Consider the following 26115-nt stretch of genomic DNA (forward strand, 5'->3'; position numbering starts at 1 on the left):
CCGCGCAGTAAACGAGCTGAAATTAGGCGCAAAGATACACCGTCTGCGAAACCGTAAGGCCGCGTTCTCGTTCCCCATATGCTTACTTTTTATCGTTGAGACTAAGATTGGTAGACCAAATAGATCATGTCAATAATTATATTGGATCATTACAATTAAGATCTGAAATGACTTTCGGTGGCTTGCTCTTGAATGGTGGTGGCGACCATGCCAATGAGAGTGGAGCATAGACGCACTCACATTGGACCGGTTGAATGAAATCCGCACTCAAGCTAGACGCTGTTGATCTTCGTATTCTCGAAGCTGTGCAGGAAAATGCGCGGATCACTAAGATTGCTTTGGCCGAAAAGGTCGGACTGTCGCCAACCCCTTGCTGGCTGCGGCTGCGTAAGCTTGAAGAGGCGGGTGTTGTCACAGGCTATCATGCGCGTATCGCTTTTCGCAAAATTGCTCCCATCGCGCATATCATGGTGCAGATTACGCTCGGCAATCATCGTCAGAGTGATTTTGACCGGTTCGAGCGCGCGATCACGGTCATTCCTGAGATTGTTTCGTGCTGGTCTGTCGGGGGGGGCGTTGATTATTTCCTGATGATTATGGCGCGTGACGTTGATGCATATCAACGCCTCATCGACCGCCTTCTCGACCAGAATATAGGTATAGAGCGCTATTTCACTTACATTGTGACCAAGCTGGTAAAAGATGAGAGAACTGGAACGCCGTTGTCGATCCTCGCAGACGATATCGAATAGTCCAAACGATCTGTTTAACCAACAAAATTTAGACCAATCCTACTGTTCCCCAATGCGCATTTGGTCCGAATATGGGCTCAAAATATGAGATGTTTCTTCCCGAATTGGGAGAAGCACAATGAATGCTGTTCTGGATCATCCGACACAACATCACGGGCTTAACAGGCTTCGGGACAAACATCTCTTTCGCGAACTGAGCTATGTCAACGGCCGTTGGGTTGCGGGCGACAAGGCCGAGACTTTTGCTTTGTCTGATCCGGCTACGGGAAAGCGACTGGCGCGAGTGGCTAGTTTAAACGAAGCTCAAACCCATCTTGCTATTGATGCAGCTCAAGCGATTTTCCCGCAGTGGCGCAACAAACTGCCTCAAGAGCGCGCTGCGATCTTACGTCGGTGGTATGAGCTCATTCTGGCAAATCGCGAAGATCTCGCTTTGCTGATGACACTGGAGCAAGGCAAACCGCTGAATGAATCCCGTGGTGAGATAGACTATGGTGCTGCGTTCATCGAATGGTTTGCCGAAGAAGGCAAACGGCTTAATGGTGAGACCATAGCAAGCCACTTGCGCAATGCCGAAATGCTGGTGCGGCCAGAAGCACTGGGTGTTGTAGGGTTGGTGACCCCGTGGAATTTTCCAAATGCAATGATTACTCGTAAAGCGGCAGCAGCTATTGCTGCAGGTTGCCCGGTTGTAGTGCATCCTTCGTCAGAGACACCGTTATCGGCGCTTGCATTGGCTGAGCTTGCGGAACGTGCCGGAATGCCAGCAGGTCTTTTCAATGTCATTACAGGAAAAGCTGAGCCAATTGTTGACGCATTGTGTCGGGATGAACGCGTGCGTGCAATAAGCTTTACAGGCTCTACGGAAATTGGCAAACTCATCGCCACAAAATGCGCAGCTACTCTCAAGCGCCTGGTGATGGAGCTTGGTGGCCATGCACCTCTGATTGTTTTTGACGATGCCGATATCGAGCGCGCGGTCGATGTTGCTATGGCTGCAAAATTTGCAACCTCTGGCCAGGATTGTCTTGCGGCGAACCGAATTTTTGTCCAGCGAAGTATTCTTCCAGCGTTCACTAAAGCCTTTGGCGCGCGCATAAACTCTTTGAAGGTGGGCAACGGTCTTGATGCGGATGTCGAAATTGGCCCGATGATGCATAGTCGGGCCGTTGACAAAATTGAAGCGCATGTTCGCGACGCAGTCAAACGTGGTGCCAAAATTGAAATTGGCGGCAACCGTATTGAGAAACAATCTCTGTTCTTCGAACCAACACTGCTGACCAAGGTGCCCGATGATGCTGCAATCATGCATGAGGAAACTTTTGGCCCGGTCGCGGCAATGTCTGTTTTTGATGACGAAGACGAGGTGATCGCACGCGCTAATGCAACGCAATATGGTCTCGTCGCTTATGTCGTGACCACAAATGGTGCACGCCAGCTACGCATGGGCCGCGCACTGGAATACGGAATGATCGCAATAAATCGCGCGAAAATTACCGGCGCTCCGATCCCATTTGGTGGCTGGAAACAATCGGGTCTCGGTCGCGAAGGCTCTCATCAGGGCATCGAGGCTTTCACCGAACTCAAATATCTCTGCATTGATACCGCCGCGTGAAAACGTGGCGATTAGAAAGGAACATGACCATGTTGAACAATAGTAATGAACTCACCGCCTGGGATCGCGATCATTTTTTTCATCCTTCTACACATATGGGAATGCATGCTCGTGGTGAAACTCCAACACGCGTATTGGAAGGTGGTGAAGGCGTTTACATCACTGATGTGAATGGTCGTAAAAGTCTTGATGCCTTTGCGGGGCTCTATTGCGTCAATGTTGGTTATGGTCGCACGGAAGTCGCCGATGCGATTGCAGAACAGGCGCGTAAACTTGCCTATTATCATGCCTATGTGGGGCATGGCACTGAAGTATCGATCACGCTTGCCAAAATGATTATAGATCGTGCGCCTGCGCATATGAGCCGTGTTTATTTTGGTCTCTCAGGTTCGGATGCCAACGAAACAAACATCAAACTGATCTGGTACTACAATAATATTCTTGGTCGTCCGGAAAAGAAGAAAATCATCTCGCGTTGGCGTGGCTATCATGGCTCGGGCGTGATGACAGGGAGCCTGACCGGCCTCGCAACCTTCCACAATGCCTTCGACTTGCCGCGCGCGCCGATCCTTCATACAGAGTCACCTTACTATTTCCGTCGCGAGGATCGCTCTATGAGCGAAGAGCAGTTTTCGCAACATTGTGCTGACAAGCTTGAAGAGATGATCCTGGCTGAAGGACCCGATACAATTGCAGCCTTCATCGGCGAACCAGTTCTAGGCACGGGCGGCATTGTACCACCACCCGCTGGTTACTGGCAAAAGATTCAAGCTGTTCTGGATCGATATGATATCGTGCTTGTTGCCGACGAAGTCGTCACAGGGTTTGGCCGGCTTGGTAGCATGTTTGGTTCTGATCATTACGGAATGAAGCCGGATCTCATTACTATCGCGAAAGGATTGACCTCGGCCTATGCCCCGCTTTCGGGTTCGATTGTTTCCGATCGTATGTGGCAGGTTTTGGTGCAAGGATCGGATAAAATGGGGCCAATTGGTCATGGCTGGACATATTCAGCGCATCCGATCTGTGCGGCTGCAGGTATAGCCAATCTCAAGTTAATTGATGAGCTGAACCTTGTTGAAAACGCAGGCTCGACTGGTGTCTATTTCCGTAAGGCGCTTGAGGACGCAATTGGTGGTCACAAGCATGTCGGTGATGTGCGCGGGGAAGGTCTGATGACGGCGGTTGAGTTTGTCGAAGATCGTGATGATCGTAAATTCTTTGACGCTTCGCTGAAGATCGGTGCACAGGTTTCGACGGCACTTCTGGCCAACGGCGTCATTGCTCGCGCCATGCCGGAGGGCGATATCCTTGGCTTTGCACCTCCACTCTGCTTGACACGCGAAGAAGCCGATAAGGTCGTTGATGCAACGGCAAAAGCGATTACAACGGTATTTGCTTAATCGGAATTGCTGAAATGTAGTGGCTGAAGTCATGCTTCGGCCTTACTGCCCTCGAAAGTTTGACCCTCACCGTCTTATGCGATGGTGAGGATTTTCTTTTGACACTGCAGAATTGTCGATTCATAGAACCCGCATGTCGATTGGTCCTAAAGCTATTGCTGATTTAGGCAAACAGATCAGAACATAAATGCCGATTTGAATATATTTCGGGGCGGCGGAATGACTGTTTTTGTTTTTGGGAAGAATAATACTCATATTCAACACCATCTTGGACAGGCAAACTTCGTTGTTCCTTTAACACCCAATATTCAATTGAGAATGCAAGAACTCAAGGCGTCGACCGCTATGCCGTGCGTTCTTGCCATGATCGCTATTGTAGCGGCGTTTTCCGGTCTAATTTTGTCAACAAGCCCGACGTCAGCCCAGCAGGTTTCGGGGCAGGGAGGAGCTGGGGGACAGCACGCAATCAGCCCTCCTCGGGCAGGGGGCTCTGGAGCCGCTGCCACCTCTTATTCAGGTGGTGGAGGCGGTGGAGGCGGTGGAGGCGGTGGAAAGAACGCAACCTCGGCATCCGGTGGTATCGGCGGGCATGGTGGAAGCGGGCCACATGCCCGGGGCGGAGGTGTGGGTGGGTCGTATAACAGCCCGGGTCACGATGGTACGAAGGGTGCGGATGGTGTCGGAAAAGGCTGGATCTGGGCACCGGGCAATTTCGGCCATGACGGGGGAAGTGGCGGCGGCGGTGGAGGTGGCGGCTCTCCATCGCCACTCAGATCGGGACTTATTCACAATATTTCCAACTCTATGGTTGGAGGCGTTGGTGGCACAGGTGGAAATGGTGCCGTTGGCGGGATAGGTTATTCAGCAGCATATTTCCCCTTTTCGTCATACTGGGATGGGACCGGCGGCGGTGGTGGTGCAGGCGGCGGCGGTGGTGGTGGTGGAGCCGGACTGTATTTTACATCGTCCACGCAAGGTTACCTGCCTGCCGATCAGGTTGCCGCAAATATTTCAGCCAATATTACTGGGGGCACCGGCGGCGATGGCGGATATGGCGGTGATGGAGGGGCTGGCGAAACCAGAGCGAGCAAGAATTATGCCGTTGGCGGTGACGGCGGTTCAGGCGGTAATGGCGGTAATGGCGGCGCGGGCATCTTAGCAGGCGGCTATATAGCATCCCTCTACCTTACAGCTGGCACGGCCGTTTCGGGTGGCAGCGGCGGTAAAGGTGGCAATGGCGGCTGGGGTGGTAACAGCGACTATGCCAGCAACTATAATCTTGGTAACGGCGGCAATGGTGGCAATGGCGGGGTTGGCGGAACTGGCATTGTATTGGGTGGCCTGAATGCGGATCATAGCCATATCATTCTGGGCGAAGGCGCAAGCGTTAAAGGTGGGCAGGGCGGAGACCGGGGATTTCGTGGAGACCATGGTTCAGTCCAGGAAGGCACGATGTCGCCAAGCAATGGCAAACCAGGTCTGGCGGGCAAGGGCGGTCAGGGCATATGGCTCAACTCTGGCGCCGACTTGCGAATAGATGTCGGTAAAGGCGCAGTTATTCAGGGCGGCGACGGTTCAACTGGTGGCATCGGGATTGAAGGTTCTGCATCCCAATCCATCGTCGGTGTGGCGGGAATAGTGTCCGGTGGCCTTGGTTCTGATGGAACACGCGCAAACGCTGTTTCCATCAATGGCACGGACAATGTGCTGCAGCTTCGCAATGGCTATCAATTGGTCGGTGAAGTCAATCTGGGCACTGATGTCATGCTTTCCTTGGCAGGTAGTGAGAATGCGACCTTTGATCTCAGTGGTATTGGAACCCAGTATCTGGGCTTGAACCATCTGATGAAGCAGGATGGAAGCACTTGGACACTCAACGGAAAATCCAGTTCACGCTTTGCGGATGTGAGCGTTAGTGCTGGCCGTTTGGTGGTTGGAAGCCAGTCTTATCTGAAATCCGACATTGGTTTCGTTGATAGTGGTGAAGTTGCCGTCAATGGAAACGGCACTGCAGATTCCGCGAAATGGACTGTCGATCAGTCTCTTCTCGTTGGCAATATCAATACAGGCAGCCTTGAGATTTCCGATGGTGGCACTGTCAAAGTTGGAAAAGATCTGCTGATCGGCGAGAATAGTTCTGTCTCGGGTATGGTCAATATTACCGGCTCGCAGTCGAAACTCACTGTAGGTGGCATGTTGGCTGTTGGCGATTCCGGTCAGGGATCCATGACTGTTTCTGACGGCGCACAGGTTCAATCCGGTAAAGTTGCTATCGGGCGAAACTCTGGTTCAATAGGCTCTGTTGTCGTCACTGGCACAGGTACAAAATGGACCGCGCAGGAAATCTTTGTCAGCGGCGGCAATGTTGATAATGATGGCGGTCGTGGCTCACTGACCATTTCGGATGGCGCGACCATCGGTGCTCCGCGTGGCTTTATTGATGTTGGCGATCATGGGGCCTATGGGGTTGTGAATATTGGCGCTGCCGAACGAGAGAACGCAGTAGCACCAGGTTTCTTCGTCGGAAGTGATCTCCTGCTCGCTCCCTTTACAGACGCAGTCTTTAATCACAATGCAACTGGCTACAGTTTTGATGCGTCGATATCGGGTTTTGCAAACCTCAAATTTCTTTCGGGAACAACGAAACTGACGGGTGACAGTTCGCTTTTCAACGGCAATGCGACCGTCACCAATAGTACCCTGGACATGGCCGAAAGAGCAAAACTCGGTGGTACGCTGACGGTCGGCAGTGCCGGTCGGCTGGAAGGTTCAGGCCAGGTCGGAACGACAATCATTAGTGCAGGTGGCACTCTCGCACCGAGCGGCACGCGGTCGATGACCATCAATGGTGACCTCACACTGAATTCCGGCGGGGCATTTTTACCAAGCGATACAGCCTCACTCATCGTGAACGGCAATGCGACGTTTAATAGCGGCGCGGCTTATAATTATAATCTCGCCGTTGGTGGGATAGCGACCAGCGCAACAACTGTCGTTAACGGTAACGTTGCTTTGAATGGTACGACCTTGAATATCTCAGGTGAACCAGCAATCGGTTATCACCGCTTGATCTCCTATACAGGTAGCCTTACGCAGGAGAATGGCGGACTGAATGTAGGTTCAACGCCTGACACCACACCTTTTGGCTACAATTATGCCATCGACACTTCCGTTTCGCGGTCAGTTGACCTGCTTGTCAGTCCTCAGGGGCTGAATATTCTCCAGCTGTGGGATGGCGGCATTCCTGGTGGCAACAATCAGGATGGCACATGGAACACTGCAAGCCAGAACTGGTCAGACCCAATTGGCGGCACGGCTGACACAACATGGGGCCATGGCTATGCCATCTTCCGCGGGTTTGGTGGTCTGGTCACGATTGAAGGCGCTCAATCAGCGGTCGGATTGCAGTTTGCGGGCGGCAATTACAGAATTGATGGGAGTTCAGGTGCCACACTCAATCTGGTGGGCTACAGCGGTCCCGGCCTTGAAATTGATGTGCCGGAAATACGTGTCCTCAACAATGAAGGGGCTGTGATCAGCGCCGATATTACCGGCACATCAGGTCTTGAAAAAACCGGAGACGGCCTGCTCGTTCTATGGGGAAACAACACATATAGCGGCAATACTTACGTCAGCGGTGGCATACTTCAAATAGCCTCGATGCAGAACCTTGGTGCATCGAGCAATACTCTCATTATCGACAATGCCATGCTACGAACCGCGAACAGCTTTGACATGACCCAGGCCATAACGCTTGGCGGCGTGTCGACGATTAATGTTCTCCTCGGCGAAGAAATGAAGCTTTCGGGCGGCGTTACCGGCGATGGTATGTTGTTCAAGGACGGCGGCGGTACGCTTCTGCTCAGTGGAGCTAACAGCTGGTCCGGGGGCACTTGGATTAACGACGGTACGTTGCGTATCGAAGAGGGTAACTATTCGGCGATCGCTTACAACTCCGACTATGTGATCACGGGCGGCTTGCTCGACCTCAATGGTATGGATTTGCGAATGCGTTCGCTGATCGGAAGTGACGGCGAAATTTCGATTAATGCTTCCACACTCACAATCGCGCAGGATACCGATACTATTTTCGCTGGAAGAATAACCGGCAACAACTTTGACAGCAATCTGATCAAAACCGGCAACGGAATGCTCGTGCTTACCGGCAATAGTTCTTATTACGGCAGCACCACAATTTACGGTGGCTCGCTTGCGATCTCCGATGCACGGAACATTGGGCTGAACTCTGGGTCTTCCAGACTTGAAATCAACAATAACACTGCGCTGATAACTCGTGCCGATATCGAGCTTAATCGTCAGGTGACTTTGGTTGGAAATGCCACAATCAATACAATCTTCGGCACAACACTCGAATTAAGCGGCCCAGTAACCGGATCTTTGGGCACGCTCTACAAGGATGGCGCCGGACGGCTCATCATCTCTGGCACTGGCACCTATGGTCAGGGAACTGTAATTGCTGGGGGCATATTGCAAATTGGTGATGGAGGCACGACCGGCTCCCTTACAGGCAATATCGCCAACAACAGTCTGCTGACCTTTGATCGTTCAAACACCTATACCTACAACGGCGTCATTTCCGGAGAAGGCGCGGTTCTTCAGGCAGGCTTGGGGACAACCATCCTGACCGGCGATCACAACTATACCGGCAACACATTCATCACTTCAGGTACGTTACAGGTCGGTAACGGTGGCGAAACCGGATCGATTGGCGGCTACGTGCTCAATGATGGCACGCTCGCATTCAATCGCAGCGATGATTATACTTTTTCAGGTCTGATCGTGGGCACCGGCGCACTGGTGCAGGCAGGGTCCGGCACACTTATCCTTGATGCCGATAATTACTATACAAGTGGCACGAGCATCGAGAGCGGCACGCTTCAGATCGGTAGCGGTGGCAAATCAGGCTGGATCACAGGCGATGTTGCCAATGATGGAACGCTGGCCTTCAATCGCTCTGACGCATTTGGATTTGCAGGGAAAATCAGCGGGACCGGCGGCTTTCAGCAGAAAGGCGAAGGCGCTGTCATTCTCACAGGAGATAGCAGTTACACAGGGGCAACCGATGTACTGGCCGGGCGGCTTGCCGTTAATGGTTCCATCGGTTCTTCGATACTGACAAGAGTGTACGAAGGTGCAGAACTTGGCGGCAACGGTACTGTCGGGCAAACCTTTGTCGATGGTGGCACACTTGCGCCCGGCAATTCAATCGGCACCTTAAACGTAGCAGGTGATCTGCAGCTTACCGCATCATCCACTTATCAGGTTGAGGTTTCACCGACCAATTCAGATAAGGTCAACGTTTCAGGACAAGCGGATTTGGGCGGTGCCACTGTCCAGGCTATGTTTGATCCTGGCGCTTACATAATGAAGCGTTACAATATTCTCTCCGCGAACGGTGGCCTTTCAGGCACAACCTTTGGCGAAGAAGTAACAACAGATCTGCCAGAGAATTTCGCCTCGCTTCTGCGATATGATGCCAATAATGTTTATCTTGATCTCGAAATGAGCATTGGTGGTTTGAATGTAAACCAGCAAAATGTTTCGACAGCGCTCGTCAACTACTTTGACGAGAACGGCCAGATTCCCGTCGCCTTCGGAGCATTGGACGCGGATGGGCTGAGCGCGGTTTCCGGAGAACTTGCAACAGCAGCGCAGCAAACCACCGTTGATGCTATGAGCCAGTTTATGAATACGCTTGCCGATCCGCTGGTAACGGGTCGAGCCGGACGTATCACAACATCACAAACAACGGATGCGAGCGCTTTTGAAAATCGCTGGAGTGTTTGGGGTGCTGGCTACGGTAGCGCTCGTTCAACCGATGGCAATGCGACTATAGGTTCGCATGATACTCGCGGTCGCGTTTATGGCGTCGCTGTTGGCGCGGACTATCTGGTTTCGCCCGATACGATCATCGGCTTTGCAGTTGCTGGGGGAGGCACCAAATTCAGCCTCGCAGATGGCATGGGTAGCGGCGACTCCGATCTGTTTCAGGCAGGTATCTACGGCAGACATAATATTGGCAATGCCTATATCACTGGTGCCCTTGCTTATGGTTGGCAGAGCATTGATACCGAACGTACAGTTTCATTCTACGAAGCGGATCAGCTCAAAGGCAGCTATCGTGCCAATTCATGGTCGGGGCGACTTGAGGCTGGCTATCGCTTTGAAACGCCATGGCTCGGCATAACGCCTTATGCTGCAGGCCAGTTTGTGAGTTTCGATCTGCCATCCTATTCGGAAAAAGCCTATGCAGGCAGCGACACCTATGCGCTTAGCTATTCTTCTCAAAAGGAAACGGTTGGACGCAGCGAACTGGGCTTGAGCCTCGACAAGTCTATCGCACTTTCCGACGGTGTGTTTACAGCCCGTGGACGCCTTGCCTGGGCCCGCAATTTCAACAATGAGCGAAATGTTTTCGCTGCAATAAACGCCCTGCCCGGAGCAGGCTTTGTGGTCAATGGCGCATTGCAGCCCAAAGATGTTGGACTTGCCAGCATTTCAGCCGAGATGAGCTGGACCAATGGCCTTTCACTCGGAGCAGCTTTTGATGCCGAGTTTTCCGCTTCCAGTGCCAATTATGCTGGCAAAGGCGTGCTTCGTTACAAATGGTAGAAACGCGAGCTTGGGCTATTGTGGCCCAAGCTCTGCAGCAAGTTCGTGAACGCTTGAGCGAATATCATTGAACATCCCGAAATTAACGCGGTTTGCGACGACGAAAATACCGAGTTTACGGTTGGGTGAAAGTACCACATAAGTCATAAAGCCGCCGAGGCCGCCGCTCTTACCCAGAAGCATAGGTGTACCATTGCGCGGCATCGTTACAACCCAGCCGAGGCCCATTCCTTCCCCGCCGGTCACTTCCGTGCCAACGACACGTTCGAGGCCGTCATAAGGCAGCCACATTGTATGATCGAGCGTATGTGCTTCCATTGTTGCAGCGGTTGGATTGAGATGCCATTGCATCCACTTCACCATGTCATCGGCCGTCGAATAAACACCGGCACTGGCATACATGATGTCTGGTACGATGTTGTTCGGATCATTCTTGTTGAATGGATCAAGGCCAACCATCATGCGCTTTTTCTGCTCGTCGTTCAGCGCTGTTGTTGTGTCAGCCATGCTCGCAGCTTCGAATACTCTACTCTTCAGCAGATCGGCAAAGCTGCTATTGCCTGCTTTGGCGAGTGCATCCCCCATAAGTCCATAACCGAAATTGGAATAGAGCGTGGTCGTGCCGGGCACGTAAGCAGGTGCATTTGATCCGATCCATTTCCAGTAATAGTTGCGATTAAAGGCATCAAACGGATTGTCGGAAGGTTTCACGCTCGGATCTGCAAGCTCGCGTGGCAAGCCTGCAGAATGCGTGGCAAGATCAAGAAATGTAATTGGTCGACCCGTCTGCTTGACGCTCGCACCATCTGGAGCGTACTTCGCGAGCGGGTCTGTCAGCTTCAATTTACCATCGGCTGCCAGCGAGGTAAGCACATCGGTTGCAAACACCTTCGAAATGGAACCCAATCGAAATATTGATTTCCCGTTTGGCTCCATATCGTTGCCTGGCACCGTCTCGCCAAAACCTTGTATGATACTTTCGTCGCCGCGAACCACTGCGATGGTGAGTGCTGGCGCGCCGGAATTGAGAAACAGTGCCATGCCGGTCATGGAGACGGCGTCCTTTAAAGCGAGGTCCTCAGCACTGGATTGCTGGCTTGCCATGACGACCAAACTGCTCGATATCAGCAAAGCGCGGATAAGGCTTGAAGTGCGATAGTCAAACGATTGGCTCGAACGCATATTGATCCCCTGTGCACAAACTGGCGCCGCTATTTTGATGCCGCAAGCATTGAAAACAAGCCTTGTCCCGAGCAATAACAGAAGGATGAATCAACCTGCCCGTTGGATGAGTGGTCTTTGTGTTTTGAGTGTTGAATGATTGGGTTGTATTACACGCCAAGTCGTTCGCGTAATGGTTTACGATAAACGCGAGAAACTGGCCAAGACTGCTGTATGGCGCGCATTTTGATCAACCATTTATCCGGCTTGCTGCGATCGACATCTGAGACGTACAGAACGTTTACGAAGGCCGTGCGATGCACTCGGAAGAAGAGGCTTTCCGGTAATATGCTCATCCATATGCCGAGTGCGCGTGAATCAAGCACCATTGAACCATCGCTGAGCCAGATTTCACTGTAGTTTCCTGCAGACCGCACGCCGACGATAGTTTCAGGGCCGACACCACGTACAACGCCGCGTTTTCTCAGATAAACAAGTGCTGCCGTCTCATCGGTGATTTCTGGTTCCGGCATGTGGTTTTCGCGTGGGGCATAACGTGCCTGCGCAATAAGCCTTGCGCAATGAAACATGGCCTTTACCTCTGAGCCGGACCAGTTCTGGTATTCATGCGTGGTATCGAAGCCGATAATCCCGCGCAAACGTTCGTTATGAAAGATCGGGATGCTGAGGATGCTCTTATTGCCTTGACGAATGAACTCGACCTGTATCGCCCGTGCTGCGCGGGGGAGATTATGAACATTGTTGACCGCAACAGCACTGCCCGCTGCAAGATAACGATGCAGCCACGCTATCAGTGTAGTGGGTGTTTCCTGAAGCTCTTCTAGATAAGAGGTTGTTTCAACGCGGCACCATTCATGCGTATTGCGAAAACGCAGGAGATCTTGTCCATACTCGATCATCCAGGCTCGATCTGCTCCGGATATATCGCCAACAAAGCGAAGAAACTCGGCTATTGCAGTGTCGATAGGGAGTTTGAGAAGATCCATCGCACAGGCAAAGGGCCAGTCCAGAGCTGACGCGTCTGCGCAGTCTGCTTCCGAATAGATACGGTAAGACTCACCGATACTGTCCAAACTTGGCCCCGAAGTTTGTTTGTGTTGCCTGGTGTTCTGATTGTTGCCACCTTTTTGCACGCAAGACTGTGCGGAGGTGATCTATGGATAGGCTTGGTATTATCCATCTTTTGACAATAATATCCAGAATTTTGGCTGAAATTTTTATGAAAAATTCCTTTTATTACTGAAAATAGACTTATCGTTACATATTTAGGTGTTTCTCTATTTTAGGTTGCATGGCGTATTTCTCAATTTGGCTGTCGGCTGTGAATTTTCGAATTCAACCCTTGCGGATGCGAATATTAATGTAATAACATAACAAATATTGGTTTTGACCATGTCCCAATTTTGAAAGAATGCCTGAGCTTATGAGTGACGCCTGTCTGACTTTTCGCGATCTGACGCTTGGCTATAACAGCCACCCGGCGGTTCACCATCTCAGCGGTGCAATCCTGACTGGCTCACTGACTGCGATTGTCGGCGCTAATGGCTGCGGAAAATCGACCTTGATGAAGGGTATTGCCGGTATTCTGCGGCCCATGGCGGGAAGCTGCATTGTCCAGGAAGGAAAGAGCATTGCTTACCTGCCGCAGCAATCGGAACTGGACCGTTCCTTCCCCGCACGCGTTATTGATCTGGTAGGGCTTGGTTTGTGGACCAGGCGTGGGCTTTTGGGCCGTCGTACTGCCGATGACCGCAAGGCTCTGGCTGATGCGCTGATTGCGGTGGGGCTCAAGGGCTTCGAAAACCGTTCGCTTGATAGTCTGTCTGGCGGTCAGCTGCAGCGTACACTTTTTGCGCGTGTTCTGGTTCAGAATGCTGATCTGATTTTGCTGGATGAACCATTCAATGCAGTCGATGAAAAGACGGTTGCTGATCTGATAGAGCTTATCAGGGCGTGGCATCGTGAAAAGCGCACGGTGCTGGTGGTCGCGCATGATCTCGATCTGGTGCGTGAACATTTTCCGGATGCATTGCTTCTGGCGCGCCGACCCGTTGCCTGGGGTGACACACGCGAAGTGCTGACATCAGAAAATCTGGCACGCGCCCGGCATTTTAACGAAGCATGGGATGAGACGGCGCATTGGTGCGATGTGGGGAACACGAAGCATCAGGAACATGCCGCTCTGTCGGGCAGGGAAGCCGCCTGATGTCAGCAATCCATGAATGGCTTATAAGCCCGTTTCTCGAATTTGCCTTTATGCAGCGTGCCTTGGCTGGTGCGATCATGCTCTCGATTAGTGCATGCCCGGTGGGTGTGTTTCTGATGCTGCGACGCATGAGCCTAACTGGTGATGCGATGTCCCATGCAATCCTGCCGGGTGCGGCTGCAGGTTTCCTGTTTTACGGATTGGAAATTGTCCCCATGACGATTGGCGGAATGATTGCAGGCGTCATCGTGGCACTCTCCGCAGGCGTCGTGTCCAGACTGACAATACAGAAAGAAGATGCCTCCATGGCTGCTTTCTATCTGATTTCACTGGCGATTGGCGTGCTGCTCGTCTCCATGCGTGGATCGAGTGTTGATCTCATGCATGTTCTGTTTGGAACAGTATTGGCACTCAATAATGATGCGCTGGTTCTCATCGGATTGGCTGCGATTGTGACTTTATCCGCACTGACAATTCTCTGGCGGGCATTGATCGCGGAGTGCCTTGATCCGCTGTTTCTACGCTCGGTCTCGCGGTTGGGTTCGCCTGTGCATTTCATCTTTCTCGGGCTTGTGGTGTTCAATCTCGTTGCAGGTTTTCAGGCGCTGGGAACACTGCTTTCGGTGGGGTTGATGATCCTGCCTGCTGCGGCCGCGCGGTTCTGGGCAAACCGGGTCGAGACAATGTGCATTCTGGCGACATTGTTCGGCTTGGCAGCGTCTCTGTTCGGTCTACTGTTGTCTTACCACCTCTCTCTGCCATCGGGACCGGCAATCATCCTGTCTGCTGGCGGGCTTTATTTCGTGTCGGTGATCGCTGGAACGCGCGGGCTTTTGCTCACGCGGCGAACCCGGCGCGCGCATAGAATAGCTTAATTGAAAGAAGGACGAACCAAATGATGAGGCAATGGAAACTTGCCCTTGCGACCGGTGTTGCGGTCACGTCAATCTGCCTGCCAGCCATGGCTGCGGATAAGAAGCTGAATGTCATCGCAAGCTTCTCCATCCTTGGCGATATGGCGCAAAAGATTGGCGGAGATCGCATTGAACTCCGCACACTGGTCGGTCCAAATGGTGATGCACATGTTTATGAGCCCAAGCCTTCGGACGCTATTGCCATGGCAAAAGCTGATGTCGTGCTGGTCAACGGGCTGCAGCTTGAGGGTTTTCTGTCCCGTCTCGTTGAGGCGAGCGAAACGAATGCAGTCATCCTCGAAGCAACCAAGGGTGCGAATATATTGCGCGATCCGCATGGCGGTCACTACCACTATTACGGCACAAAGGCTGTGTTCCACGAAGCGCCCTTTGATCCGCACGCATGGCAGTCGGTCGGCAATGCCAAGGTCTATGTGCAGAACATTGCCGATGCCTTTTGTGCGGCAGATGCGAATGGTTGCGATACCTACAAGCAGAATGCATCTGCCTATAAAGCCGATCTCGACAAGCTGGATACCGAAATCAAGAATACGGTCAGATCAATTCCGCAGGAAAAGCGCGTGGTCGTCGTCGCCCATAATGCATTTCGGTATTTTGAGAATGACTATGGCATAAAGTTCCTGTCGCCACAGGGGGTCTCTACGGAATCTGAAGCGTCAGCTGCCGATGTTGCTGGCGTGGTTCGTGATATCAAACAAGATCACGCTTCAGCAGTTTTCGCAGAAAACATTGCCGACTCCCGGCTTGTCGAACAAATCGCATCTGAATCTGAGCTCAAGCTTGGTGGTGTTCTCTATTCGGATGCCCTGTCTGCCGCTGATGGTAAAGCAGCGACTTATATCGATATGATGCGGCACAATGCCGAGACCATTCGCAACGCAATCATCCCCCAATAAGCGCAGCTCATATCACTACGGCTGTGACTTTGAATGTTATGTAATATCATTAAATAGGAGAGTTCTATGAAGAAGCTTATGCTGACAGCCTCGGCGATTGCCATGGCAGCGGTTTTGGCTGGCGGAAGCGCGAAAGCAGAGGATGACGTAACCGCCTGGCGGCTCTTTGTCTCCGATCATGCAGAGCCTGTCGTCAATGTGATTGATGCGCTTGATGGCGACAAGCTTGCCAGCTTCAAGGTGAAAGGCCCGGCTTCGCTTTATCGTAGCGAAAGCGGTGAGACTGTTTATGCTGTGCAGGGTGCTGACGGCACAGTTTCAGCTATTTCATCGGGAATTTCGTTCCACGATCACGGCGATCATGCAGATATCGATATCGATGATGCAAAGCTTCTGGACGTATCGCTGACGGGAACGAAGCCTGCGCATTTTGTCGAGCGTCAGGGTAATATAGCTCAGTGGTTCGACGGTGAAGATCAGGCACGTTTTTTCACCGAAAAGGCCGTTGAAGAGGGCAAGCTGGATGTGAAAACGGCCAGCGTTGGTGCTGCACACCATGGCGTTGCCGTTCCTTATGATAAATATGCCGTCGTCACGATCCCAAATCCGGACGATGCATCCAAGCGTCCGATCGGTGCGCGAATTGTTGACTTTGATGGGAATAAGGTTGGTGAAGACGTTGCTTGCCCCGGCTTGCACGGTTCTGCCGGATCGGGAAGCATTTATGCTCTTGCCTGTGATACCGGCCTGTTGCTGATCTCGCAGGACGGCGACAAGCCTGTCATCAAGCATCTTCCTTATGATCCATCGCTGCCTAAAGCCAGCGCTTCAACTTTGATCGGCGGCAAGGGTCTGCAGTATTTCGCGGGCAACTACGGACCTGACCGTATCGTTCTGGTTGATCCATCTGAAGCGGATGGTGGTTTCCGTCTCGTGCAACTGCCGACCCGGCGCGTGCATTTTGCTGTCGATCCGGTGCGTCCAAAGTTTGCCTATGTCTTCACGGAGGACGGCCAGCTGCACCAGATCGATATTCTGAAGGGTGAAATCATTCATTCCATCAAGTTGACCGAGCCTTACTCGATGGATGGTCACTGGAGCGATCCGCGTCCGCGCATCGCCGTCGCGGGAGACAATGTTGTGGTGAGCGATCCTCTCCAGAGCAAGCTGCATCTCGTCAATGCTGTTTCATTTGAAAAGGCAGGCGATATCAAGGTTGATGGCAAGCCATTCAACATCGTTGCGGTTGGTGGTTCCGGCAAGGTTCATGAAGGCGAAGAAGGCCATAACCACGAGGGACACAAGCACGAGGAACACAAGCACACAGAACATAAACACGACTGATAGTTTTACCTATCTCCGTCCGTCGTGAACTTGGCCCGGCCTTAATGGTCGGGCTCTTTTTTAGTAATTGATAGTGACGATTACCGTGTCCGTATAGGTGCCCGATGTGGGCGTTGTTTGTGGTGCAACGCGGCCATAAATAGTAACATTTTGCACTGCCCCTGTTCCTGTGCCGGGAACGATCTGGTTCGCAGCGCTGCCCCATGCCACGGTGCGGGCAGCATTTGAGTAAAGTCCATAGATGATCGCATTTGACCCAAGTGTCATTCTGCGCTGTGTCGGCTGAGCATTGCTCAGACCACCACTCAAGGCAATACTGTATGGCAGTCCAAGTGTGCAGTTGATGGTCAGGGTGCCCGTTGCATCGACGTTGTTGAGCAGATTACTCTGTGAACCGAAATTGATGTTTGTTGCGGAAACCGTGCAGGAGCGGTTGATGTTTGCCTGAACGGTAAAGGTTGGTTGAATAGGGTTGTCTACAACCGTCGAGCAGTCAGGTGCTCCCAACAGATAGCGAACATAGTTTACGCGCGCTTGCCCACCAGCGAATGTTGATAGGTAAGTCCCCGCGAGTTTCGATGCCTGCGAGCCCAGAATACGACCATAAATCGTGCGGGTTGCCGTTCCCGGACCCAGAATAGGAGCGACAACATCAATTGGAGGCACTGTTCCCAAAGTCGCGTTTGTCGATGAGCCCCACGGGATCGTGCGGTTCGCATCCTGATAAAATTGGTAAGTCAAATTATTAGTGCCATTCAACATCAGGCGATTGCCACCAGAACTTCCGCCGCTGCCGGCGTCAAAGTTTGGGCACAAGCGCATAAGAAGGGCGAGATTGAGTGAACTCGTGCAGGTGACACTCAATGTTGCAGTTGTGTCCACCGCAGCACCTGACTGGAGATTGACGGTTCCGAAGTTCATGTCGGTGATGCTGGCCGTACAAGTTTGAGCAAGCGCTACACTCATACCTGTGAGGCTCAGGAATATTGTGGCAATGATCGTCAGAAATTGTTTTCTCATTGGTCTTTCCGGCACACGGCATCAGGTATTGTGGTGCGTCCGCTTGCAGTTGCAGGGGCGTTGAATGTGACGGTGCAGTTTTCACCGTTTGATTGCTGTACGCTAAGCGTATTGGAACTGGCCGCATTCTCGATATAGACCTGTCCCTCATAGCCAACGATTGTATCCTCGCTACCGTTGAGCTTAGCGGAAGCGCCTGTTTCAATATATTCGCCTGCCTCGTCACGGATGGTCACTAGAACCGGGGTGTTCTCGGCAGAGACATTGAAATCAACGACTGCGCCGCTGCGATCACTTGGACGAACGACCTGGCGGGTTGTTTCAACGCTGGCATCAAGCGGCAGGTTCGAAGGATCGATCGAGATGGCATTGGCCTCATAAGAACGGAGATCCGTCACCAGGAACTTACCGCGTTTGTCAGTTTTTCCAATGGGGCGGTTTTCGTAAAACACTTCAACGTCAGGCGCGCCAACATCCACCACGCTGAAGGCATCATCGACGCGGTTAGACAAGAACACGCCGCCACCAGCCGCGATAATCGAGCCTTCAAACTGCGCATTCGCCCTTACGTTGTCGTTATATTTTTCGACGCCTGCTTCCGCGCGACCGATAGCGCTGCGGTAGCTTCCGCTCGCCGCCACGACGTCGTTCTGACCATAGGAACCTCGCACGCGCCAGCCCGTGCTTCCAACAACTGGCTGCTCTGACTTCATCAGCTCTGCGGTGACACTGGTGCCTTTATCGTCTGAGGATATGCCGCTTGAGGCTGTCATGTTGCCGTCCAGTGTCCACGACAGGCCCGCAAAGACACCAAATGATCCTTTGCGTTCCAAATCCGTGAAAGTTGATAAAAAGACGTTGCCTTTGTGCCCGATCCCCTTCGTTGCTGTCATGCTGAGGATGCGCGATTTGTCGAAGTCTGCTGTTTCAAGCTGCGCATAGGAAAAATTGAGGTTCATATTTTCAAATATCGGCGGCAGGGAAACCGACGCCTGATCAAGCGATCGCGGAGGTTTGGCACTATAGATTGTTGAAGGGAGTCCGAACTTTGCGATGTCAGCGGTGACGGAAGCGATGTCGTTGAAATCACCGAAAGTCCGCTGCGTTCTGGCAAAAAACTTGATGTCCCAGAGTTCGGCTTCAAGACTGGCAGCAACCTGGTAGCCTGTTTCGTCACCAAAACGGCTGGCAGATGCAGCTACGGAGCCAATGCCGAAAGTGCCGATATTGAAGACGCCACCTGCGCCTCCATTGTAAAAATCTTCGGCACCTTCGACATGGGCTTCGAGGGTCAGTTGATTGGTGAGACCATAGCGCAGTGTCGCTGAACCAACGGGCCTTTCATCGTAATCATTTGACTCAACGCCGTAATAGCGACGCGCAAAGCCTATTTCAGCGGAGAAATCTGCCAGTCCCTTCGCCAGAAGGTCAGAGGATGCATAGAACGGTGTTTCCGAAACCGTTTCGCGGCCAAGTGCATCGCGAACAACCAGCCGTGCGGTGCCTGAGCCGGTCACAATCGGCAGATTGGTGATCGAAAATGGACCGGACGGCACCGAGCGTGACGCACGCTGGGCATTATCGACATAGACATCGACAGTTGATGGAACTGCTGCCGAACCTGAAAGCTCGGGCAAAGGCATCGTCACCAGATCAGGGCGAAGGTTGAAATTGCGGCGTATCTGTATGCCACCCAGACGGGTAGGACGGGTCCAGGAAAGGCCGCCGGAGATGATGTCACCAACATTGTACGTCATCAGGCGATCTGGATCGGAGTAAGACCAGCGCGTATCAAGGCGCGTCGTACCGAAGTTTTCTGCATCTGAAGAGCTTAGAATTTGCGATGAGGTGAGAACGCCATAGGGTCCGAACAATCGGCCTTCAAGCAAGCTGGAAACACCCTGGAATGATGTGAGGTCGTCCCATTTCGGGCCGCTGGTCGAGCCATAGATGGTATAGTTGACCAACCCTCCCATATTGCTGGTTATGACAGGCTTTTCCTCCTCTTCTGTGGGCGGAACGTCGTCAGCCTGCGCGTCGATCACGCGCGTCGCACGGCTTCCCTCCACTGCGTCAAAACTCACAGTCTGGTTTTCTTCATCATAAGTCGCCACCACACCGGGTAGCCGACCTATATCAACCCAGCCATCCTCTCTTGTTGCTTCTTTCGCAGGCTTGATGCCCACATTCTTCAGTTGCTCTGGCTCGATCAAAAGGAGCCCGTCGGGTGTTTGACGAAAGGCAGCAATCAACTCACTAGGCGAACCATTTACGAAGACTTCAAGTTGCAGCTCCAGAAATTCGCTGTCAGAATGATTTAATTCCGCCAACGGGGGTGGCAAATCCTGAGCCGCAGCCTTCGGAAAGGCTGAGAAGATCGTCAGACAGGCAATCGTCAGAACAGCAAGGTCAACCGCCCCTGGCGTTCGCTTGAGCATTAAACGGGCCAGCTTCGCTTTGTGCCGAGATTATCAGCGAGCCACCACCTCGATTGCCACCGGTTCCGGGTATGAACCAGGAAGCGCTGGAATTACCCAAGACGTATCCGACAAGTCCCTTTTGCTGTGCGACTGATGCGCCGCCTTTGCTTTTTACAGCCAGATCGGAAACGCGCAACCGTTTGTCGCCGGTATTGCGTGCTGTTACCTGATAGCCGCCTGACTTTGGCTGTGCGCTCCAGGCTACAGCAGCGCCGGAATTTTCTGGCGGCGAGAAAAATACCGGAATGGAATGCCGAACGACGAAGGTAACGGTTCCGGATTTCTTTCTGGAAGCACTTGGCAGTTCATCGACAATCAAACGATAGCTTTCTTCGGCCTTGACGGGGCGCTTGGATGTACGCACCACGCGAACCATATTTTCACCGCCCGGTTTGAGCTGTGAAATTGGCGGGCTTACTGCGACATCGGTGGCCGGGCTATAGGTGTCAACGCCGTTGCTCTGGCTCCATTTGAAGATTCTGACCTGCACGCTGATTGGGCGTTTCGCATCATTGGATATACGTACGCTCGATGCTGCCGTGGGCGCGCTAAGATCGACAAGCACCGGTGAAACACGCAACGATACGCTTTGCGAAAGCGCAGGAGTTACGTGCAGACCGGCAAATAATGCCGCCGCTAACACTAGACTACGCATGATATTCTTCCTTTATGCTCAGTACGTGATCGTCGCCGTTACCGTATCGGTATAGACGCCCGGCGCGGGGGTGTTCTGAGGTGGCACGCGGCCATAAACAGTGAACTGTTGCGGTGCGCCGGTGCCAGTTCCCGCGAGTGTGTTGGTGCCGACAGTCGTGCCCCAGACAGTGTCTCTCGCAGCTGTCCGATAAAGAGAATAGGTAACTGTTGCGCCACCAGTGCCTGTCATAAGGCGATTGGTTACTGTTGCGCCTGAGCCGCCGCTGCCAGCACTGAGTGCCAGATTAAAGGGCGTGGTGTTTGTGCATTGCACTGTAACAAGGCTGGTCGCATCGGTGTTCGTCGTGAGCACCCCATGAGAGCCAAAATCCATGTTGGTCGCTGAATTGATCTGGCAGGCGCCAGCAATCGTTATCTGCACTGTAAACTGCGCAGTTGTTGTCTGAGCAAAGACGATTGACGGAGATAGAACTGCCACCGCCAAAGAAGCTACAAGCGTACTAAACTTAATACACATATTCCCTCCTGTATGCCGAAAACAGACTGATATCAGCCGTCCTCCGATGTTGTTCGCATCACAAGTATATGTATCTATTTCAATTCACTGATTTGGAACTCTATGGGTATTCCAAATCCATATCAATGTTCATTTGGTGGAATTGTTAGAAAATTTTATGTATCAATCATGCTGGTGAATATTGGTGCAGTTTTCGTTAAAATCAGAGGGTTTTTAAGATTATATTCAACTTGTAATGTCGAAATTAAACAATAAAAATCGATATTGTACTATTTGAAGATATTCACTTTAACTTCGATTTGGGTTTGTAGGGCCGTCTTCATTTAAAGAAAAGCGATTTTGTCATGTGGTGATTGGACGACTGATTCCAGTATCCTGCGGTGGATTGTGAGTGCTGATGTCATCTGACTGTCACGCAGGCGGAATAAAAGCGCGCAAACCATTCAGATTGCACGTTTATGTTACATGAAACCAAAATACACGCGGATGTTGCTGTAAAGGCAGAAGGTTTAAGCCTCGCCTATGGCAGCAATACGATTCTCAAGAACATTGATCTGGCACTGGCAAAAGGCCAAACGCTTGCGCTGCTTGGCCCGTCAGGATGTGGGAAGACAACTCTTCTGCGTCTCGTAGCTGGTTTGCTTGCGCCGACCAGGGGTTCTGTCACGATCAATGGTGTGCAGGTTGCTGATGCGGCGAGCGGTCGTTTTGCGCCGCCTGAAAAGCGTCACCTCGGCATGGTGTTTCAAGACTACGCACTTTGGCCGCACATGTCGGTCTATGGAAATGTTTCGTTTCCGCTCGAAATGCGTGGTGTCGGGCGTGCCGAGCGCGAAGCGCGTGTGAAATCTGCACTCGACCGCGTTGGTCTTACGGGCTTCGGCGATCGCTCAATCAGCGATATGTCTGGTGGCCAGCAACAGCGTGTGGCGATTGCGCGTGCAATCGTTGCCGAGCCGGGCCTCGTATTGTTTGACGAGCCCCTCTCCAATCTTGATCGTGAATTGCGCGAAAATATGGTCAGCGAAATCGGCCAGCTCGTCGCTAATCTCGGTCTTACCGCAATTTATGTTACGCATGACCAAAGCGAGGCTTTCTCGCTGGCACATCAGGTCGCGATCATGCGGGCGGGCGTTATCGAACAGCTTGCAGCACCCGAAATGCTTGTTGCGCAGCCGTCTACCCCAGCAGTTGCGGATTTTCTGCGGCTTGGCTGTGTGATGCCAGTTGAAAGCGCAAATGCCGGCTATCGCATAGCGCAAACGGAAATCCACCTGTCGCACCATGCTGCGCCCGCGAAGGCAACACATGTGCTGTTGCCGTCACGCTCGGTTCGCAGCGTCGAAATGAGCGACGCATCTATTCCTGCCACTGTTCTGCGCACGCAGTTCCGCGGTGATGGACATCTCACAACAGTCCGCATCGGTTCGCAGCATGAAGGTCACGAACTGACCTATCTCGATAGCGCTCGTCACTCTCCGGGTGTTCCGGTGGGCATTGCAATCGATGCGGAACAGCTTCGCTGGTTCGCCTAATAATTCTTTCATCTCAGGCACATCTCAGGAGAGATTAATGAAGAAGTCCCTTTTCGGTGCAGGCATGGCATTCGCAGCCGCTTTGCTCGCAAGCACTGCCGCTTTTGCCGACATTACCGTTTATTCGGCTGGTCCTGGCAAGCTGATTGAAGGTCTGGCCGCTGGCTTCACGGCCAAGACCGGCACGAAGGTCAATGTCTTTCAGGCAACCACCGGCAAGGTCATGGCTCGTATCGAAGCTGAAGCTGCCAACCCTGTTGTCGACGTCCTGATTTCGGCTTCTTGGGACACAGCAACCGATTTTGCCAAGCGCGACTGGCTCGTGGCTTACACCAGCCCGAATGCTGAAAAAGTTCCTGATTTTCTGAAGAACGAAACCGCTGTTGCACAGGGCGTTTCTGCTCTTGGTATCGCATGGAACCCGAACAGCAAGACGCCAAAGCCAACCGAATGGGCTGATCTTGCCAAGCCGGAATACAAGGATCTGGTGAACCTGCCGGATCCATCGCAGTCGGGCGCAACGTTCGAACTCGTTGCAGCGCTGCAGGCGGAGCAGGGCTGGGATTTGTTCAAGCATCTGCATGAAAACGGCGCGGTTGCTGCCGGTGCCAATGCAGAAGCGCTGAACCCTGTGCTTCAGGGCGCGAAAGCCGCTGTTTTCGGCGCTGTCGATTACATCTCGCTCGCAGGCAAGGCAAAGGGTGAAGCCATTGACGTGATCTTCCCGACATCGGGCACCGTCATTGCGCCGCGTCCGGCCATGATCCTCAACTGGTCGAAAAATCAGGACGAAGCCAAGCAGTTCATCGATTACATGCTTTCCGATGAAGGCCAGGAAATGGTTGCAAAGGCCTATCTGATGCCTGCACGTTCCGACGTTGCTGCAAACCGTCCTCTGATCAGCGATCTCAAAATTCTGAAGATCAATGCTGAGGCTGTTTATGGCAAGCGCAACGAAACGCTGAAGGAATTCAACGCGATCTTCGGCGCGAAAAAGTAATGAACGGGCGGCTCTCCTCACTTGTTGAGGAGAGCCGTTTCATTTTGTTTTGTTTTTAAAACGCTGCCTTTTCCAAGGCGGGGGGAATACCGCAGAGGCAATCATGAGTGCTAAGACCGCTACCGCTGCAAATCCGCTTGGGCTTGTGGCCGTCATCGGCCTTGCCATTGTCGTCGCGGTTCCGTTTATTTTCATTGTTTTGCAGGCCATTTTTCCGCAGATCGGGCAGGGCGTGTTCAGCGCGCCTTTTGTGCATTTGCCTGCATTGTTTGAAGATCCAAAGCTCCTGCGCATGACCGGCAACACCATTCTGCTCGGTGTCAGCGTCGTCGTGCTGTCGGCTATCATCGCAGTGCCGCTCGCCGTGTTTAGGGCACTTTATAAAGTGCCGTTTGCGCTGGTCTGGGACGTGCTGATGCTCGTGCCTTTCATGATCCCGCCCTATATTGCGACGCTTGGCTGGATCATGACTTTGCAGCCGCGCGGTTATCTCGATCAGCTTGCTGGCTTCAACCTCGCACCGTTTCTGTTTTCGCTTGGCGGTATGACATTCGTGATGGCGCTCAACACGTTTCCGCTGGTCTATTTCGCGGTGTCACGCACGATTGAAGCGGTCGGCGCACGCTATTCCGATGTGGGCCGTGTGTTCGGTGCGTCGCCATGGCGATCGTTCTTCCGCATTACGCTGCCGTTGGCAACACCGGGACTTGCAGCAAGTTTGTTGCTCGTATTCGCTTCGGCAATCGAGGAATATGGCACACCAGCTGCACTTGGAAGTCGTTCGGGCTTCGACGTGCTGGTAACGGAAATCGACCTTCGCATATCTGACTGGCCGATTGATCTTTCGGGTGCAGCTGTGTTCTCGCTGGCACTGGTGTTGCTATCGCTCGCGGCTTTCATGCTTCAACGCTGGATTTTGACGCGCCGTTCTTATGTGACGACTGGCGGTAAACCGCAGAACAAAGACAAACGCGATCTCGGTGCGTTCAAGGTTCCTGTCATCATCCTGTTTGGTGTGGTTGCATTTGCTGCAACCGGCGTACCGCTCCTTGCCATCCTCGCTACCGCCATGTCGAAAACCATTTCCGGCGGGCTGACGCTGTCCAATCTCGGTTTTGATAATTTTGCAGATATCGCTGATAACAGCGCGGGCGCTATGCGAGCGCTTACCAACAGTCTTTCATTGGGTGTCGCAAGTGCGCTTCTGACTGGTTTGCTGGGTGCTATCGCTGCCTATGCAGTTGTGAAAATGCGTTTCCGTGGGCGTTTCTGGCTCGATGTTCTAACAGTGCTGCCAAATTCGCTTCCCGGTGTTGTGGTGGCCGTCGGTCTTATCCTTGCGTGGAACCAGCCATCACTGCTCATCTCGCCTTACAATACGCCGCTCATTTTGTTGCTTGCCTATTGCTGTATCCTGCTGCCGCAGCCAATCCGTTATGCGACAGCTGCGTTTCATCAGATTGGTGATAATCTCGAAGCTGCGGCGCGTGTCTGTGGAGCAAGCAGTTTTACGACTTTTCGCCGCATTATGCTGCCGCTGATCGCGCCAAGCTTAATTACTGCGATGCTGTTGGTCTTTGCGGTGGCAACGCGTGAGCTGGTTGCTTCCATACTGGTGGCGCCTGTCGGTATGCAGACGATCTCCATCTTTATCTGGCGTCAGTTTGAACAGGGATCAATTGGACTTGGCATGGCCATGGCGTTCATTGCGATCCTGTTGACGACACTGCTGCCGCTTCTGCTTATGGGACTGCTCAAGCGCACAGGTTTGGTGAAAACCTAAAGCGGTTCTTGTGGAAGCCGAATTTCCAGAACCGCTTTTTTCTTTCGTTTTCGTATTATCCAACGCAAAACCGCTTCGGACTTTTGCTGGAAATGCTCTGTCTGTCGACAAATTGCGTACAGAGATTTATCCTTTCAGCGTGTCACAGAGTCCGTGG

17 protein-coding genes are annotated in these 26115 nt (G+C 52.5%); 11 read left to right on the top strand and 6 right to left on the bottom strand.

Going from position 1 to position 26115, the window contains the following annotated elements:
* Nucleotides 1-254: 254 nt before the first annotated feature.
* The 4 genes from ABWV94_RS21285 (at nucleotide 255) to ABWV94_RS21300 (ending at nucleotide 10403) form a co-directional block, all read left to right on the top strand.
* A complete protein-coding gene (locus tag ABWV94_RS21285) occupies nucleotides 255-752 on the top strand; it encodes an Lrp/AsnC family transcriptional regulator (RefSeq protein ID WP_094544740.1) in 498 nt (165 codons plus the stop codon).
* A gap of 118 nt (nucleotides 753-870) precedes the next feature.
* Nucleotides 871-2367, top strand: coding sequence for an NAD-dependent succinate-semialdehyde dehydrogenase (locus ABWV94_RS21290; protein WP_353415270.1), 1497 nt, complete (start codon nucleotides 871-873; stop codon nucleotides 2365-2367).
* A gap of 29 nt (nucleotides 2368-2396) precedes the next feature.
* Nucleotides 2397-3770, top strand: a complete 1374-nt coding sequence (locus ABWV94_RS21295; protein WP_353415271.1) for an aspartate aminotransferase family protein — start codon at nucleotides 2397-2399, stop codon at nucleotides 3768-3770.
* A 345-nt stretch (nucleotides 3771-4115) separates the two neighbouring features.
* On the top strand, nucleotides 4116-10403 hold the full coding sequence (locus ABWV94_RS21300) for an autotransporter domain-containing protein (protein WP_353415272.1): 6288 nt from the start codon (nucleotides 4116-4118) through the stop codon (nucleotides 10401-10403).
* A 15-nt stretch (nucleotides 10404-10418) separates the two neighbouring features.
* On the opposite strand, the gene ampH is transcribed toward ABWV94_RS21300, so the two are convergent.
* Together ampH and ABWV94_RS21310 are read right to left on the bottom strand one after the other, a co-directional pair.
* Nucleotides 10419-11585 carry a D-alanyl-D-alanine-carboxypeptidase/endopeptidase AmpH gene (gene ampH / locus ABWV94_RS21305; RefSeq protein ID WP_353415273.1) on the bottom strand — a complete coding sequence of 389 codons (1167 nt, stop codon included), beginning with the start codon at nucleotides 11583-11585 and terminating at the stop codon, nucleotides 10419-10421.
* A 149-nt stretch (nucleotides 11586-11734) separates the two neighbouring features.
* Nucleotides 11735-12658, bottom strand: coding sequence for a GAF domain-containing DNA-binding protein (locus ABWV94_RS21310; protein ID WP_353415274.1), 924 nt, complete (start codon nucleotides 12656-12658; stop codon nucleotides 11735-11737).
* A 350-nt stretch (nucleotides 12659-13008) separates the two neighbouring features.
* On the opposite strand from ABWV94_RS21310, the gene aztA reads away from it, so the two are divergent.
* The 4 genes from aztA to aztD all read left to right on the top strand — a co-directional run bounded on the left by aztA (nucleotide 13009) and on the right by aztD (nucleotide 16966).
* A complete protein-coding gene (aztA, locus tag ABWV94_RS21315) occupies nucleotides 13009-13791 on the top strand; it encodes a zinc ABC transporter ATP-binding protein AztA (RefSeq protein WP_353415275.1) in 783 nt (260 codons plus the stop codon).
* Complete coding sequence (gene aztB / locus ABWV94_RS21320) at nucleotides 13791-14666, top strand: zinc ABC transporter permease AztB (protein ID WP_113497544.1); 876 nt, start codon at nucleotides 13791-13793, stop codon at nucleotides 14664-14666. Before aztA ends, aztB begins: the two co-directional genes overlap by 1 nt.
* A gap of 20 nt (nucleotides 14667-14686) precedes the next feature.
* Nucleotides 14687-15622 carry a zinc ABC transporter substrate-binding protein AztC gene (aztC, locus tag ABWV94_RS21325; protein ID WP_353415276.1) on the top strand — a complete coding sequence of 312 codons (936 nt, stop codon included), beginning with the start codon at nucleotides 14687-14689 and terminating at the stop codon, nucleotides 15620-15622.
* 66 nt (nucleotides 15623-15688) lie between these two features.
* Nucleotides 15689-16966: a zinc metallochaperone AztD gene (gene aztD / locus ABWV94_RS21330; RefSeq protein WP_353415277.1), complete on the top strand. Its 1278-nt coding sequence runs from the start codon at nucleotides 15689-15691 to the stop codon at nucleotides 16964-16966.
* A 60-nt stretch (nucleotides 16967-17026) separates the two neighbouring features.
* Here aztD and ABWV94_RS21335 read toward each other — a convergent pair whose 3' ends face one another.
* From ABWV94_RS21335 to ABWV94_RS21350, 4 genes are read right to left on the bottom strand one after another with little or no spacing between them, the layout of a single operon-like run.
* Nucleotides 17027-17986 (bottom strand): Csu type fimbrial protein, encoded by a 960-nt coding sequence (locus ABWV94_RS21335; protein WP_113497550.1) that lies wholly within the window; start codon nucleotides 17984-17986, stop codon nucleotides 17027-17029.
* Nucleotides 17983-20424, bottom strand: coding sequence for a fimbria/pilus outer membrane usher protein (locus ABWV94_RS21340; protein ID WP_353415278.1), 2442 nt, complete (start codon nucleotides 20422-20424; stop codon nucleotides 17983-17985). The genes ABWV94_RS21335 and ABWV94_RS21340 overlap by 4 nt, the downstream gene beginning before the upstream one ends.
* On the bottom strand, nucleotides 20396-21121 hold the full coding sequence (locus tag ABWV94_RS21345; RefSeq protein ID WP_113497554.1) for a fimbrial biogenesis chaperone: 726 nt from the start codon (nucleotides 21119-21121) through the stop codon (nucleotides 20396-20398). Before ABWV94_RS21345 ends, ABWV94_RS21340 begins: the two co-directional genes overlap by 29 nt.
* Nucleotides 21122-21139: 18 nt before the next feature.
* On the bottom strand, nucleotides 21140-21640 hold the full coding sequence (locus ABWV94_RS21350; RefSeq protein WP_105519839.1) for a Csu type fimbrial protein: 501 nt from the start codon (nucleotides 21638-21640) through the stop codon (nucleotides 21140-21142).
* A gap of 458 nt (nucleotides 21641-22098) precedes the next feature.
* On the opposite strand from ABWV94_RS21350, the gene ABWV94_RS21355 reads away from it, so the two are divergent.
* The 3 genes from ABWV94_RS21355 (at nucleotide 22099) to ABWV94_RS21365 (ending at nucleotide 25958) form a co-directional block, all read left to right on the top strand.
* Nucleotides 22099-23175, top strand: a complete 1077-nt coding sequence (locus ABWV94_RS21355; RefSeq protein WP_113497556.1) for an ABC transporter ATP-binding protein — start codon at nucleotides 22099-22101, stop codon at nucleotides 23173-23175.
* Between the two features lie 37 nt (nucleotides 23176-23212).
* Nucleotides 23213-24175, top strand: coding sequence for an ABC transporter substrate-binding protein (locus tag ABWV94_RS21360; protein WP_113497558.1), 963 nt, complete (start codon nucleotides 23213-23215; stop codon nucleotides 24173-24175).
* A gap of 103 nt (nucleotides 24176-24278) precedes the next feature.
* Nucleotides 24279-25958, top strand: a complete 1680-nt coding sequence (locus ABWV94_RS21365; protein ID WP_079213625.1) for an ABC transporter permease — start codon at nucleotides 24279-24281, stop codon at nucleotides 25956-25958.
* Nucleotides 25959-26115 lie beyond the last annotated feature (157 nt).

Source organism: Brucella sp. NBRC 12953, assembly GCF_040369775.1.
GTDB classification, from domain to species: Bacteria; Pseudomonadota; Alphaproteobacteria; order Rhizobiales; family Rhizobiaceae; genus Brucella; species Brucella pseudogrignonensis.

Bases quoted from the DNA above. Each gene is read 5' to 3' on its own strand.
- ABWV94_RS21285 (WP_094544740.1), top strand. From the start codon at position 255: ATGAAATCCGCACTCAAGCTAGACGCTGTTGATCTTCGTATTCTCGAA.
- ABWV94_RS21290 (WP_353415270.1), top strand. From the start codon at position 871: ATGAATGCTGTTCTGGATCATCCGACACAACATCACGGGCTTAACAGG.
- ABWV94_RS21295 (WP_353415271.1), top strand. From the start codon at position 2,397: ATGTTGAACAATAGTAATGAACTCACCGCCTGGGATCGCGATCATTTT.
- ABWV94_RS21300 (WP_353415272.1), top strand. From the start codon at position 4,116: ATGCCGTGCGTTCTTGCCATGATCGCTATTGTAGCGGCGTTTTCCGGT.
- ampH (WP_353415273.1), bottom strand. From the start codon at position 11,585: ATGCGTTCGAGCCAATCGTTTGACTATCGCACTTCAAGCCTTATCCGC.
- aztA (WP_353415275.1), top strand. From the start codon at position 13,009: ATGAGTGACGCCTGTCTGACTTTTCGCGATCTGACGCTTGGCTATAAC.
- aztB (WP_113497544.1), top strand. From the start codon at position 13,791: ATGTCAGCAATCCATGAATGGCTTATAAGCCCGTTTCTCGAATTTGCC.
- aztC (WP_353415276.1), top strand. From the start codon at position 14,687: ATGATGAGGCAATGGAAACTTGCCCTTGCGACCGGTGTTGCGGTCACG.
- aztD (WP_353415277.1), top strand. From the start codon at position 15,689: ATGAAGAAGCTTATGCTGACAGCCTCGGCGATTGCCATGGCAGCGGTT.
- ABWV94_RS21335 (WP_113497550.1), bottom strand. From the start codon at position 17,986: ATGAGAAAACAATTTCTGACGATCATTGCCACAATATTCCTGAGCCTC.
- ABWV94_RS21340 (WP_353415278.1), bottom strand. From the start codon at position 20,424: ATGCTCAAGCGAACGCCAGGGGCGGTTGACCTTGCTGTTCTGACGATT.
- ABWV94_RS21345 (WP_113497554.1), bottom strand. From the start codon at position 21,121: ATGCGTAGTCTAGTGTTAGCGGCGGCATTATTTGCCGGTCTGCACGTA.
- ABWV94_RS21350 (WP_105519839.1), bottom strand. From the start codon at position 21,640: ATGTGTATTAAGTTTAGTACGCTTGTAGCTTCTTTGGCGGTGGCAGTT.
- ABWV94_RS21355 (WP_113497556.1), top strand. From the start codon at position 22,099: ATGTTACATGAAACCAAAATACACGCGGATGTTGCTGTAAAGGCAGAA.
- ABWV94_RS21360 (WP_113497558.1), top strand. From the start codon at position 23,213: ATGAAGAAGTCCCTTTTCGGTGCAGGCATGGCATTCGCAGCCGCTTTG.
- ABWV94_RS21365 (WP_079213625.1), top strand. From the start codon at position 24,279: ATGAGTGCTAAGACCGCTACCGCTGCAAATCCGCTTGGGCTTGTGGCC.